The 13,336-nt window shown below is 58.9% G+C and carries 10 protein-coding genes; all 10 read left to right on the forward strand.

Features of this window, described 5'->3' with window-relative positions; all coding sequences use genetic code 11:
• The first annotated feature begins 187 nt into the window (after positions 1–187).
• Positions 188–1,747 carry a sigma-54-dependent transcriptional regulator gene (locus KVG88_RS11160; RefSeq protein ID WP_217871360.1) on the forward strand — a complete coding sequence of 520 codons (1,560 nt, stop codon included), beginning with the start codon at positions 188–190 and terminating at the stop codon, positions 1,745–1,747.
• A gap of 274 nt (positions 1,748–2,021) precedes the next feature.
• Positions 2,022–2,762: a flagellar basal body rod protein FlgF gene (locus tag KVG88_RS11165; RefSeq protein ID WP_150704799.1), complete on the forward strand. Its 741-nt coding sequence runs from the start codon at positions 2,022–2,024 to the stop codon at positions 2,760–2,762.
• 45 nt (positions 2,763–2,807) lie between these two features.
• Positions 2,808–3,593, forward strand: a complete 786-nt coding sequence (gene flgG, locus KVG88_RS11170; protein WP_008055493.1) for a flagellar basal-body rod protein FlgG — start codon at positions 2,808–2,810, stop codon at positions 3,591–3,593.
• Positions 3,594–3,646: 53 nt separating this feature from the next.
• A complete protein-coding gene (gene flgH, locus KVG88_RS11175; protein ID WP_150704800.1) occupies positions 3,647–4,342 on the forward strand; it encodes a flagellar basal body L-ring protein FlgH in 696 nt (231 codons plus the stop codon).
• A gap of 18 nt (positions 4,343–4,360) precedes the next feature.
• Entirely contained in the window at positions 4,361–5,470 is a 1,110-nt protein-coding gene (locus KVG88_RS11180) for a flagellar basal body P-ring protein FlgI (protein ID WP_150704835.1), read from the forward strand.
• A gap of 13 nt (positions 5,471–5,483) precedes the next feature.
• Entirely contained in the window at positions 5,484–6,770 is a 1,287-nt protein-coding gene (flgJ, locus tag KVG88_RS11185; protein WP_150704801.1) for a flagellar assembly peptidoglycan hydrolase FlgJ, read from the forward strand.
• 24 nt (positions 6,771–6,794) lie between these two features.
• A complete protein-coding gene (gene flgK, locus KVG88_RS11190) occupies positions 6,795–8,807 on the forward strand; it encodes a flagellar hook-associated protein FlgK (RefSeq protein WP_150704802.1) in 2,013 nt (670 codons plus the stop codon).
• A 13-nt stretch (positions 8,808–8,820) separates the two neighbouring features.
• Positions 8,821–10,413 (forward strand): flagellar hook-associated protein 3, encoded by a 1,593-nt coding sequence (locus KVG88_RS11195; protein WP_217871361.1) that lies wholly within the window; start codon positions 8,821–8,823, stop codon positions 10,411–10,413.
• Between the two features lie 300 nt (positions 10,414–10,713).
• Positions 10,714–11,643 carry a ketoacyl-ACP synthase III gene (locus tag KVG88_RS11200; RefSeq protein WP_217871362.1) on the forward strand — a complete coding sequence of 310 codons (930 nt, stop codon included), beginning with the start codon at positions 10,714–10,716 and terminating at the stop codon, positions 11,641–11,643.
• Between the two features lie 248 nt (positions 11,644–11,891).
• Positions 11,892–13,316 carry a flagellin N-terminal helical domain-containing protein gene (locus KVG88_RS11205; RefSeq protein ID WP_217871363.1) on the forward strand — a complete coding sequence of 475 codons (1,425 nt, stop codon included), beginning with the start codon at positions 11,892–11,894 and terminating at the stop codon, positions 13,314–13,316.
• Positions 13,317–13,336 lie beyond the last annotated feature (20 nt).

Here is a 13,336-nt window from a genome sequence, read left to right on the forward strand (position 1 = left end):
AAGCGTCATGACTGTCACATAATCTTGACGACTATCTGCGTGTCTCGACAGAAAAGTCGGGCAAAACTTGTGGGAGCCAGCCTGCTGGCGATAGCGGCGTGTCATTCAACATTCATATTGCCTGATGCGATGCCATCGCCAGCAGGCCGGCTCTCACAGGTCAATCATCGTTTATCAGGTCTTTTATATGCGTATCAAAGTCCACTGCCAGAACCGCATCGGCATCCTGCGCGACATTCTCAACTTGTTGGTGGAGTACGGCATCAACGTGGCGCGCGGTGAGGTGGGTGGTGAGCATGGCAACGCGATCTATCTGCATTGCCCCAACCTGATCAATATTCAGTTCCAGGCATTGCGTCCGAAATTCGAAGCGATTGGCGGGGTATTTGGCGTCAAGCGTGTAGGGCTGATGCCCAGCGAGCGTCGGCACATGGAACTCAATGCACTGCTTGGGGCCCTGGAGTTTCCGGTGTTGTCGATCGACATGGGCGGCTCCATCGTCGCGGCCAACCGTGCGGCGGCGCAGTTGCTGGGTGTGCGGGTCGATGAAGTCCCGGGGATTCCACTGTCGCGTTACGCTGAGGATTTCGACTTGCCGGAACTGGTGCGCGCCAGCAAGTCGCGAATCAACGGGCTGCGGGTCAAGGTCAAGGGCGATGTGTTTTTGGCCGACATCGCGCCGCTGCAATCGGAGCATGACGACAGCGAAGCCATGGCCGGTGCCGTGCTCACGCTGCACCGCGCCGACCGGGTGGGCGAGCGCATCTACAACGTGCGCAAGCAGGAGTTGCGCGGCTTCGACAGTATCTTCCAGAGCTCGAAAGTCATGGCCGCGGTGGTACGTGAGGCGCGGCGCATGGCGCCACTCGATGCACCGCTATTGATAGAAGGGGAAACCGGTACCGGCAAAGAACTGTTGGCACGCGCTTGCCACTTGGCCAGCCCGCGCGGGCAGTCGCCGTTGATGGCGCTTAACTGTGCCGGCTTGCCCGAGTCCATGGCCGAGACCGAACTGTTCGGCTACGGCCCGGGTGCTTTCGAAGGGGCGCGGGCGGAAGGCAAGCTCGGTCTGCTGGAATTGACGGCGGGCGGTACGTTGTTTCTCGATGGCGTCGGCGAAATGAGCCCGCGTTTGCAGGTGAAGTTGCTGCGTTTCCTGCAGGACGGTTGCTTCCGTCGCGTAGGCAGCGATGAAGAGGTCTACCTCGACGTGCGGGTGATTTGCGCGACTCAGGTCGATCTGTCCGAACTCTGCGCACGTGGCGAGTTTCGCCAGGACCTCTATCACCGCTTGAACGTATTGTCACTGCACATTCCGCCACTGCGCGAATGCCTCGACGGGTTGCCGCCGCTGGTGGAGCACTTCCTCGATCAGGCCAGTCGGCAGATCGGTTGCCCGTTGCCGAAACTGGCCCCGGCGGCCATGGATCGGCTCAGTCACTATCATTGGCCGGGTAACGTGCGGCAGCTGGAAAACGTACTCTTCCAGGCGGTTTCCTTGTGCGATGGCGGCATGGTCAAGGCCGAGCACATTCGTTTGCCGGATTACGGCGTGCGTCAGCCGCTTGGCGATTTTTCGCTGGAGGGCGGGCTGGACGAGATTGTCGGGCGCTTCGAAAAGGCTGTGCTGGAACGGTTGTATTCCGAGCACCCAAGCAGCCGGCAACTGGGCAAGCGCCTCGGTGTTTCGCATACCACCATCGCCAACAAATTGCGTGATTACGAGGTGGGCAAAGACATTTCCTGAGATCAAAAGATCGCAGCCTTCGGCAGCTCCTACAGGTTGGACGCCAATCCCCTGTAGGAGCTGCCGAAGGCTGCGATCTTTTGTTCCGTTGCCGCGAAGCGGCATAACACCGCCGGTTTTTCGTCTCCGATTCAAATCCACTGATCCCCTCTGAATCCTTCAAGTCCTTTGTTTGCCGGGTCTCGCACCGCCAAAACCAAGTTGGTCTACAAATTGCTTATGCCTCGTCAGTACAGCAGTGGGCGGCAAACGTCCGGCAGGCAGAGGAAAGATTGTGGACAAGTACCTTTATGTGGCAATGACCGGCGCCAGCCAGAATGCACTGGCGCAAAAGGCTCATGCCAACAACCTCGCGAACATCTCCACCAACGGCTTCCAGAAAGACCTGGAGCAGGCGCGTTCGATGCCGGTGTTCGGCGACAGCTTTCCGGCGCGTGCGTTTGCCATGTCCGAACGCCCGGCCACCGACTTCTCTCCCGGCTCGCTGGTACAGACCGGCCGCGACCTCGATGTCGCCGTGCAGGGCAACGGTTGGCTGGCGGTGCAGAACCCTGATGGTGGCGAAAGCTACGTGCGCACCGGCAGCCTGGTGGTCGACGCCTTGGGCGTGCTGCGTGCCGGCAACGGCATGCCGGTGATCGGCAACGGCGGCCCGATTGCCGTGCCGCCCGAGCAGCAGATCGAAGTGGGCGAAGACGGCACCATCAGCATTCGTGCGATGGGCGAAGGGCCTCGCGTGATGGCTGAAGTCGACCGCATCAAGCTGGTCAACCCGGACATCAAGAACATGACCAAGGGCCTGGACGGTTCGATCCACACCAAGGACGGCAAGCCGGCGCAAGCCGATGCCGACGTCAAACTGGTGTCCGGTTTTCTTGAGTCGAGCAACGTCAACGCCGTGGACGAGATGACCTCGGTGCTGGCCTTGTCGAAGCAGTTCGAGCTGCACATCAAGATGATGAACACCGCCAAAGAAGACGACCAGGCCATGGCTCGGGTCTTGCAGATCAGCTAATTATCAGAACGTCGCGCCGTAAAACAGGCGCACGAGGAGAATCGAATGCTTCCGGCTCTATGGGTTGCCAAAACCGGTCTGTCCGCCCAGGACACCAACCTGACCACCATTTCCAACAACCTGGCGAACGTGTCGACCACGGGTTTCAAACGTGACCGCGCCGAGTTCCAGGACTTGCTCTACCAGATCAAGCGTCAGCCAGGCGCCCAGTCGACCCAGGACAGCGAACTGCCGTCCGGTCTGCAATTGGGTACGGGTGTGCGCATCGTCGGCACCCAGAAAAACTTCAACGCCGGCAGCCTGCAAACCACCGAGCAGCCGCTGGACATGGCCATCGACGGTCGCGGTTTCTTCCAGATCCTGCAACCAGACGGCACCACGTCCTACACCCGTGACGGTACTTTCCACCTGGACTCCAACGGCCAGATCGTCAACGCCAGCGGCTTCGCTCTGGAGCCGGCGATTGTCATCCCGAACGACGCCCAGACGTTCACCGTGGGCAAGGACGGCACCGTGTCCATCACCGTGGCCGGCAACCCGGCTTCCCAGGTGATCGGCAACCTGCAAACCGCCGACTTCATCAACCCGGCCGGTCTGCAAGCGGTCGGTAACAACCTGTTCCTGGAAACCGCTGCCAGTGGTGCACCGCAAGTCGGAACGCCGGGCCTGGCCGGTTTCGGTACCACGCTGCAGAACACCCTGGAAACTTCCAACGTCAGCACCGTTGAAGAGATGGTCAACATGATCACCACTCAGCGCGCCTACGAGATGAACTCCAAGGTGATCTCCACCGCCGACCAGATGCTCTCGTTCGTAACGCAGAATCTGTAATCAAGTCTATGAGGCGGTCATGCGACCGCCTGCAGCACCGTGAGGTAAGGGTCATGAATCGCTTCGTTTCTGTTCTGGCATTGAGTGGGATCACCGTGCTCGCCGGCTGTGTCGGTCCGACACCCAAACCCAATGATCCTTACTATGCCCCGGTGTTGCCGCGCACGCCGCTACCGGCTGCCGCGAATAACGGTTCGATTTATCAGGCCGGGTTTGAGCAGAATCTTTATGGCGACCGCAAGGCGTTCCGGGTCGGTGACATCATCACCATCACCCTGAACGAGAAGACCCAGGCGAGCAAAAACGCCAACTCGCAAATCGGCAAGAACAGCAAGGCCAGCATTGGCCTGAGTTCGCTGTTCGGCTCCACCCCGAACACCAACAACCCATTTGGCAGTGGTGACCTGAGCCTGGACGCCAGCTATGAAGGCGACCGCGCGACCAAGGGTGACAGCAAGGCAGCGCAGGGCAACACCCTGACCGGTTCGATCACCGTGACCGTCGCCGATGTGTTGCCCAACGGCATCATCGCAGTACGCGGCGAGAAGTGGATGACGCTGAACACTGGCGATGAGTTGGTGCGCATAGCCGGTCTTGTTCGCGCCGATGACATCTCTACCGACAACACCGTGCCGTCGACCCGCGTCGCCGATGCGCGCATTACCTACTCGGGCACCGGTTCGTTTGCCGATGCGAGTCAGCCAGGCTGGTTCGACCGTTTCTTCCTCAGCCCGCTGTTCCCTTTCTAGGTGGCTTTCCAGTTGAGCATGTTGAACTTCAAAAGCCTCTTCGTTGCCGCTCTGATGTTGTCGGCAGCCTTCAACGTTCAAGCCGAGCGTCTGAAGGATATCGCCAGCATTTCGGGCGTGCGGTCCAACCAATTGATCGGTTACGGCCTGGTGGTCGGGCTTAACGGCACCGGCGACCAGACGACGCAAACCCCGTTCACCCTGCAGACCTTCAACAACATGCTTTCGCAGTTCGGCATCAAGGTGCCGCCGGGTTCGGGCAACGTGCAATTGAAGAACGTCGCGGCGGTGTCGATCAGTGCTGATCTGCCGGCATTCGCCAAACCGGGGCAACAGGTCGACATCACCGTGTCGTCCATCGGCAACTCCAAGAGCCTGCGTGGCGGCACGTTGCTGCTGACGCCGCTCAAAGGTATCGATGGCAACGTCTACGCAGTCGCCCAGGGCAACCTGGTGGTCGGCGGTTTCGATGCCGAAGGTCGGGACGGTTCGAAGATCACTGTCAACGTTCCGTCGGCCGGTCGCATCCCTGGCGGTGCATCGGTTGAACGAGCGGTGCCGAGCGGTTTCAACCAGGGCAACAGCCTGACCCTGAACCTCAACCGTTCCGACTTCACCACCGCCAAGCGCATCGTCGACAAGATCAACGACATGCTCGGCCCTGGCGTTGCCCAGGCCATCGACGGTGGTTCGGTTCGCGTGACCGCGCCGCTCGATCCGAGCCAACGCGTTGACTATCTGTCGATACTCGAGAACCTCGAAATCGATCCCGGCCAAGCGGTGGCGAAAGTCATCATCAACTCCCGTACCGGCACCATCGTGATCGGTCAGAACGTCAAGGTTTCTCCGGCAGCCGTTACCCACGGCAGCCTGACAGTGACCATCACCGAAGACCCGATCGTCAGCCAGCCCGGCCCTCTGTCCAATGGCCAGACCGCTGTCGTGCCGCGCTCGCGGGTCAACGCCGAACAGGAAGCCAAACCGATGTTCAAGTTCGGCCCGGGCACCACCCTCGACGAAATTGTCCGAGCGGTGAACCAGGTTGGCGCCGCACCGGGTGACCTGATGGCCATCCTCGAAGCACTGAAGCAGGCCGGCGCGTTGCAAGCCGACCTGATCGTGATTTAAGGACGGCGATCCTATGGACATGTTCAAGAGTGGTCGGGTCAGCGGCAGCGATTCGGGGGCGTTTTCCGACCTGAACCGGCTGAATCAGCTCAAGGTCGGCGACAAGAACAGTGACGCCAACATGCGCAAAGTGGCGCAGGAGTTTGAGTCACTGTTCCTCGGCGAAATGCTCAAGTCGATGCGCTCGGCCACCGAAGCGCTGGGCAAGGACAACCCGCTCAACACCGCTGAAGCCAAGCAGTATCAGGAAATGTACGACCAGCAACTGGCCGTTTCCATGTCCCGCGAGGGCGGTGGTATCGGCCTGGCCGACGTGCTGATGCGGCAGATGTCGAAGAACAAACCGCTGGCGCCGGGTGAGGCCGCGACCTTGTCCGCCGCCAAGCAGGAAGCTGCGAAAGCCGCCGCGCAAACGCCGATTGCGGCGGGCACGGTGGCAATCAATGGGCCGCTGTCGCGGGTCAATGGTGAGCGTCCTTTGTGGGCATCGCGTTCGGTCAAGGCGCCGACAGGCGAGGGCGCACACAGCAATGACATGGCGCTGATCAATCAGCGGCGTCTGGCATTGCCACCGAAACTGGCTGACCGCTTGCTCGCCGGCCTGGTGCCTTCGGCCACGCCAACTGCGACAACTGCGGCGGTCAACAAAACAGCTTTGCCTGAACGCACCACCATCACCGGCGCTGGGCCTCTGTACAACGGCGACTGGTTGGCCAATGCACAAGCCGCGTCGAACGGCGGTTTGCAGATTCACGGTCGGGCCATCGCGCAGATTCCTCTGGCGCCAGCGAAGAAAGCCTTCAGCTCCGCCGACGAATTCGTCAACACCATGCTGCCGATGGCCAAAGAAGCGGCCGAACGCATTGGTGTCGATCCACGCTACCTGGTGGCCCAGGCTGCCCTGGAAACCGGTTGGGGCAAGTCGGTCATGCGCGCGCAGGACGGCAGCAGCAGTCACAACCTGTTCGGCATCAAGGCCAGCAGCAGTTGGAAGGGCGATTCGGCGCGGGCGATCACCAGCGAATTCAGAAATGGCGAGATGGTCAAGGAGACGGCCGAGTTCCGCTCCTACGACTCTTACAAGGACAGTTTCCATGACCTTGTAACGTTGTTGCAGACGAATAATCGCTATCAAGATGTCGTGAAGTCGGCCGATAACCCAGAACAGTTTGTACGCGAGTTGCAAAAGGCCGGTTACGCAACCGACCCGGACTACGCGAGCAAGATTTCGCAGATAGCCAAGCAGATGACGAGTTACCAGAACTACGCTGCGGCGGGCGTTTCCACCACGCCTTTATAGGCATTAAGGATCAAGGTCTGAACCATGAGTTTACTCAACATCGGAATGTCGGGTTTGTCCGCTAGCCACGCCTCGTTGGTGACTACCGGTAATAACATTTCCAACGTCGATACCGTCGGGTACTCGCGCCAGCAAACTGTGCAGAACAGCAAGAATTCTATTCAGTACGGCAATGTGTTCATTGGCACCGGTACGACGCTGGCCGATGTGCGTCGGGTGTACAACAGCTACCTTGATGCGCAATTGCAGACCACCACCTCGCTCAACAGCGACGCGCAGGCTTATCTGGGCCAGGCCACCCAGGTCGACAAGCTGCTGTCCGACAGCGGCACCGGTGTGACCAAGACTTTGCAATCGTTCTTCGCGTCCTTGCAGACGCTGGCGGGCAACTCCAACGACAACGCTGCACGCCAGGCCTTGCTGACCAATGCCCAGGGCTTGAGCAGCCGCTTCAATGCGATCTCGCAGCAGTTGTCGCAGCAAAACACCTACATCAACGACCAGCTGGGTTCGATGGCCGATCAGGTCAACAAGCTGGCGTCGACCGTTGCCGCGTACAACAAGAAAATCGCTGAAGTCAGCGGTTCCGGTGGTACGCCCAACGAACTGCTGGACCAGCGCAACGAAACCATTCGCCAGCTCAACGAACTGGTCGGCACGCAGGTGACCGAGACTGATGGTCGACTGGATATTTACCTGGGCAGCGGCCAGCCACTGGTGGTCGGCGATACCGTCAACAAACTGCGCGTGGCGCCGGACCCGGCCGATCCGACCCGTTCCTCGATCATCATGGATCGCAACGGCTCGTCGATCGACATCACCGGTGTGATGAGCGGCGGCGAGATGGGCGGCCTGGTTCGTTATCGCAACGAAGTGCTTGCACCGGCGGTCAATGGCCTCGGTCGCATCGCCATGGTCGTCGCCGATCAGGTCAACAAGCAGTTGGGCCAGGGCCTGGATCAGAACGGCAACTTCGGCGCGGCGCTGTTCAACAACATCAACAGCCTGAAAGCCATAAGCGAGCGCAGCATTGCCAACGCCAACAACAATCCGGCGTCCGGCAATCTGAATGTCACCATCAAGGACACCAGCAAACTGGCGGCCAGTGATTATCAGGTGACCATCACGGCGACGGGCTACAACGTGCGTCGCCTGTCGGATAACTCCGACATGGGCAACTTCGCTTTCGCGACACCGCCTGCCGCCGATCCGGTTATCGATGGTTTCAGCCTGAGCATCAATTCGGGCACCGTGGCCGTCGGCGATTCGTTCAAGATCACCCCGACCCGCGGCTCTGCCGCCGACATGACCACGGTCATGACCGACACCAAGACCCTGGCCACGTCCGCTCCGCTGACGTCCACCAAGGCCTCGGGCAATGACGGCACCGGTGCAGTGAGCCAGCCGAACTTGAAGACTTCTCTGGATATCTACGATCCGGTGCAGCGCCTGGAAGTGCAGACGGCAGTCAAGGCTTCGATGCCGGTGCGCATGCTGATGACCAGCGCCACGGCGTATGAGGTGTTCGACTCCAAGGGCAACAGCATTGGTACGGGCAACATCGTCCCCGGTCAGAACAACGACCTGAACATTGCCGTGCCTTACACCGATGCCGGTGGCAACCCCAAAACCTTCAATGTGGCAATGACGGTCAGCGGCAGCCCAGCCTCGGGTGACAGTTTCAACATTGCCATGACGGCGGCCGACAGCACCGACAACCGCAATGCGCAGTCGCTGCTCGCCCTGCAAACCAAGGCTACGATCGGCGCCAGCGCTACCAGCCCAGGCGTGAGTTTCACTGAAGCTTATGGTGGTCTGGTGACGACCGTCGGTTCCCTGACCAAGCAAGCTCAGCTGGATGGCACGGCCACCGACACCATCCTGACCGGTGCGCGAAATGCCCGTGACTCGCTGTCGGGCGTCGACCTCGATGAAGAGGCGGGCAACCTGACCAAATACCAGCAGTACTACACGGCCTCTTCGCAGATCATCAAGACTGCGCAGGAAATTTTCAGCACCCTGATCAATGCCCTTTAAGGAGCCGTAGAACATGCGCATTTCTACAGCACAGTATTACGCCACGACGGCCGCCAACTATTCTCGCAACCTCCAGAATGTGATGAAGACGGCCGAGCAGGCCAGCAGTGGCGTCAAGCTCGAAACGGCGGCGGATGATCCTGTCGGTGCGGCTCGTCTTCTGCAACTGGAGCAGCAGAAGGCCATGCTGGGTCAGTACACGACCAATATCAGCGCGTTGAACACCGCCCAGGCGCAGGAAGAAAGCGTGCTGGACAGCATCAACAACGTGCTGCAGAAAGTCAGCGAGTTGGCGATTCGTGCCGGTGGCGGTTCGTTGAATGACGATGACCGTAAATCCATCGCCGCCGAACTCAAGCAGTCCGAAGAGCAATTGCTGAGCCTGATGAACAGCAAGGATGCCAACGGCAAGTTCATTTTCTCCGGCGCGAGCAATAACACTCAACCGTTTGTGCGTAACAGCGATGGTACCTACAGCTATCAGGGTGATCAGACCCAGCTGGAACTGAAGATCGGCGATTCGATGTCCCTGGGTCTGAACGATACCGGTTGGGAGGTTTTCCAGCAGGCGATCAACGCGGCCCGCAGCACCACCACAATGACTGCGCCGGCCGTCAATGACGGACGTGTGGACTTGTCCCCGGGGCTGGTTAGTTCCGGTCCGGCTTTCGATGCGAATTTCCGCGGTGGTCAGCCTTACACCATGGCGTTCACCAGCAGTACCCAGTTTGTGATTACCGATGCGCTGGGTAATGACGTGACGGCCGAAGCAACCGGTGGTGGCAAGTTTGATCCGAATGCCAAGGGCGGTTCCGACGTCACTTTCCGCGGTGTGACCTTCAAGCTGGATATCACCTTCCAGGCTGGCGACACCCCGGCTGACTCGGCCTCCGCTGATGCGGTGATCGCCGGTCACAGTTTCCAGCTGGCGGCCAAGCCGGATAGCTTCGTGGCCAATCGTGCGCCGGGTAATACCTCGACAGCGATCATCACCCAGACCGCAGTGACCAATGCTGCCGATTACAAGAGCTTCTTCCCTGAAGGTGGAGCCGTTCTGAAGTTCACCGGTCCTGGCACCTTCGAGCTCTACACCCGCCCTCTGACCAGCACCAGCACTCCGGTCACCACCGGGACTGTAGTGGCTGGCGTGGCGACAGCGGCTGGTGTGAGCTTCACGTTAGGCGGTACACCGCCGACGCCAGCGGCAGGCGATCAATTTGATATCGCGGTCAATACCCACCAGACCCAGAACGTACTCGATACTATTAGTCAGCTGCGTTCGGCGCTTGATGCGCCAACCCAAGGCAACCCTGTCGCCCAGCGTTTTCTGGAAGACACCGTCGCTTCCGCCATTGCCAACCTGAATAACTCGAAAAACCAGGTCGACCTGGCGCGCGGAGCGATCGGTGCACGGGGTAATGTGATGGATATGCAGGCAGAGCAGAACACCAGCTCTGGCCTGATCAACGAATCGACCGGCAACACGATCAAGAATACCGATCCGGCTGAAGTGCTGACACGCCTGACCTTGCAGCAAACCATGCTGCAAGCCGCGCAACTGGCGTTCGCCAAGGTGTCTCAGTTGAGCCTGTTCAACAAGCTTTGAGTCGGTCTTGACCGCTCGCGGCCAGTCCCTGTCATAGGGGGCTGGCTTTTTTTTGCATTTTTTTCAGCCGGTGGTGGAGCTGAAGAGGCAGGATCTGGACCATAAAATCAAATAAAGCAGCGATCTCTGAGTGACCCGTCAGTCAAAACGCGCATCTTCACTGTATCCTGTCTGCGGGCGGTGAAAGGTGGCGGACTGTTCAAGGCGTTTGCTTGAGCGCCGACGATGCCAGGCCCTGACTGTAGACGCCCTCGATTCAGCGAGCGGCGATGTTCAGCTGTTTATTATTGGGAAGCCATAATGATTGGCATAAAAAATATTGCGAGTTACGTGCCGGCAGCCGGGGTTGATAACTACGCCCAGGGTGCAAAGTTCGACAAGGATGAAACCTTCATCCTTGGCAAGATCGGTTCGGCGTTTTTGCCGCGCATGGATGCCGATCAGGAAACGTCCGATCTGTGTGTCGAAGCCGCCAACGCGCTGTTCGCCGCCAGTCCCGAACTCAAGCGTGAAGCCATCGACTGCCTGATCGTTGTCACCCAGAACGGTGATGAAGAAGGGTTGCCGCACACCGCTGCGATCGTTCAGGACAAGCTGGGCCTGCCGACCCATGTCGCCGCTTTCGATATTTCCCTGGGCTGTTCCGGGTACGTGTACGGCATCTACGCGATTAAAGGCTTCATGGAAGCGGCAGGGCTGAAAAACGGCCTGCTGATCACCGCCGATCCGTATTCGAAGATCGTCGATCCGGAAGACCGCAACACCACCATGCTCTTTGGCGATGCCGCCACGGCCACCTGGATGGGCGAAAACGCCGTCTGGCAGCTGGGCAAGTCGAAGTTCGGCACCGACGGTTCCGGCGCGCCGCACCTGAAGGTCACCGACGGTGTGTTCTTCATGAACGGCCGCCAGGTCTTCAACTTTGCATTGCTGAAAGTCCCGGCGCATTTGCATGAGCTGCTGGACGAGTCGAACCTGCAGGCCGCCGATATCGATGCCTTCTGCATTCACCAGGGCAGCGCGGCCATCGTCGATGCCGTGGCGCGCCGCTTTGAAGAGGGTGAGCCGGAGAAATTCGTCAAGGACATGCTCGAAACCGGCAACACGGTTTCATCGAGCATTCCGTTGCTGTTGCAGAACCACGTGTTCGATTCCAAATGGACGCGCGTGGCGATCAGCGGCTTCGGCGTGGGCCTTTCGTGGGGGTCGGCGATTCTTTATCGCGGTTGATCAGCTCGAGCGAAGGCATAAAAAACGCCCGGCAACCCAAGTTGCCGGGCGTTTTGCGTTTTTCTGGCGCCGATTTTTTGTCTGTAAAGCCTTGAAAATAAAGGGCTGGCACGCTGCCATTAAAAAATTCGAAAAAACCCCTCAAGCAAAGCCACCTCACGACGATAACTATTACGTAGGTTCTCTAGGCCAAACCCGACGGATGTCAGGGCCGGAAGCCGAAGTATCCATCCAACGAGGATTTCGTCATGGCTTTAACAGTAAACACCAACCTTGCTTCCTTGACCGTTCAGAACAACCTGAACAAAGCTTCCGGCAACTTGCAGACTTCCATGCAGCGTCTGTCCTCCGGCCTGCGTATCAACAGCGCTAAAGATGACGCTGCTGGCCTGCAAATCTCCAACCGTCTGACCAGCCAGATCAACGGCCTGCAGACCGCTATCAAGAACGCCGGTGATGGTATTTCCATCGCGCAAACTGCTGAAGGCGCGATGCAGGAATCCACCAACATCCTGCAGAAAATGCGTACTCTGGCTCTGGCTTCCGCGAACGGCTCGCCAAGCGCCGAAGACCGTAAATCGAACAACGCTGAATATGCTGCTCTGACTTCCGAGCTGACCCGTATCGCTACCACCACTACCTTCGGTGGTCGCAACCTGCTGGACGGTTCTTTCGGTACTACCGCTTTCCAAGTGGGCGCCAACGCTAACCAGACCATCAACATGACTCTGGGTGATGTGTCGGCCAGCAACATTGGCTCGCAACAAATTAAAAGTACAAGTATCACTCCAGCTGCAGCTCCTATTGCCGCGGGCAACATTGTTATCAACGGTGGCGGTCAAACTAAGACTATTGCCACCGTCGCAACTGACTCGGCCAAAACCATCGCAGCCAAAATGGACGGTGCTGTAAGTGGTCTGACCGCTACCGCTAGCACCGAAGCTGTGTTCACCCTCGCTACACCAACTATCGCTGCCTCTGACTTCACTCTGACTGTTGGCGGTGCATCGGTAGCTTTCGTGGGTGTGACCAACCTCAACGATTTGGCTGACCAACTGAAATCCGGTGCTGCCAAATTGGGTATCAGCGTCAACTATGATGCTAAGGCGTCTACCTTGTCCGTGAAATCCGATACTGGCGAAAACCTTGCGTTTAGCGCCATCGGCGGTGGTGCTAACACTATCTCGGTAGCAACCAAAAACGCCTCCGGCGGCACCGGCGGCTCCGCAGTACTAGCTAACGGCCTGACTGCTGTTGGTGCTGTTTCCTTGAACTCCACCAGCAGCTATTCGATGTCCGAGGCTGCAGCTGGTGCGTTGACTGGTCTGTTTGGTGGTGCGGCTGTTGCTTCCACTAAGGTTGCTGTTTCCAGCACCGACGTGACTACCGCTGCAAACGCTCAGAACGCGATCAACGTGATCACTCAAGCGATCAGCAATATCGACTCCCAGCGTGCTGACCTCGGTGCTGTGCAAAACCGTTTCGACAGCACTGTGTCGAACCTGCGCAGCATCTCGGACAACTCTACCGCTGCTCGTGGCGTGATCCAGGATGTCGACTTCGCGTCGGAAACTGCTCAGCTGACCAAGCAACAAACCCTGCAACAGGCTTCCACTGCGATCCTGTCCCAGGCTAACCAGCTGCCATCTGCTGTACTGAAGCTGCTTCAGTAATTCCAGCGCTTGGTGGCTGA

Source organism: Pseudomonas azerbaijanoccidentalis, from assembly GCF_019145495.1.
Taxonomy (GTDB): Bacteria; Pseudomonadota; Gammaproteobacteria; order Pseudomonadales; family Pseudomonadaceae; genus Aquipseudomonas; species Aquipseudomonas azerbaijanoccidentalis.

Bases quoted from the DNA above. Each gene is read 5' to 3' on its own strand.
- KVG88_RS11160 (WP_217871360.1), top strand. From the start codon at position 188: ATGCGTATCAAAGTCCACTGCCAGAACCGCATCGGCATCCTGCGCGAC.
- flgG (WP_008055493.1), top strand. From the start codon at position 2,808: ATGCTTCCGGCTCTATGGGTTGCCAAAACCGGTCTGTCCGCCCAGGAC.
- flgH (WP_150704800.1), top strand. From the start codon at position 3,647: ATGAATCGCTTCGTTTCTGTTCTGGCATTGAGTGGGATCACCGTGCTC.
- KVG88_RS11180 (WP_150704835.1), top strand. From the start codon at position 4,361: ATGTTGAACTTCAAAAGCCTCTTCGTTGCCGCTCTGATGTTGTCGGCA.
- flgJ (WP_150704801.1), top strand. From the start codon at position 5,484: ATGGACATGTTCAAGAGTGGTCGGGTCAGCGGCAGCGATTCGGGGGCG.
- flgK (WP_150704802.1), top strand. From the start codon at position 6,795: ATGAGTTTACTCAACATCGGAATGTCGGGTTTGTCCGCTAGCCACGCC.
- KVG88_RS11195 (WP_217871361.1), top strand. From the start codon at position 8,821: ATGCGCATTTCTACAGCACAGTATTACGCCACGACGGCCGCCAACTAT.
- KVG88_RS11200 (WP_217871362.1), top strand. From the start codon at position 10,714: ATGATTGGCATAAAAAATATTGCGAGTTACGTGCCGGCAGCCGGGGTT.
- KVG88_RS11205 (WP_217871363.1), top strand. From the start codon at position 11,892: ATGGCTTTAACAGTAAACACCAACCTTGCTTCCTTGACCGTTCAGAAC.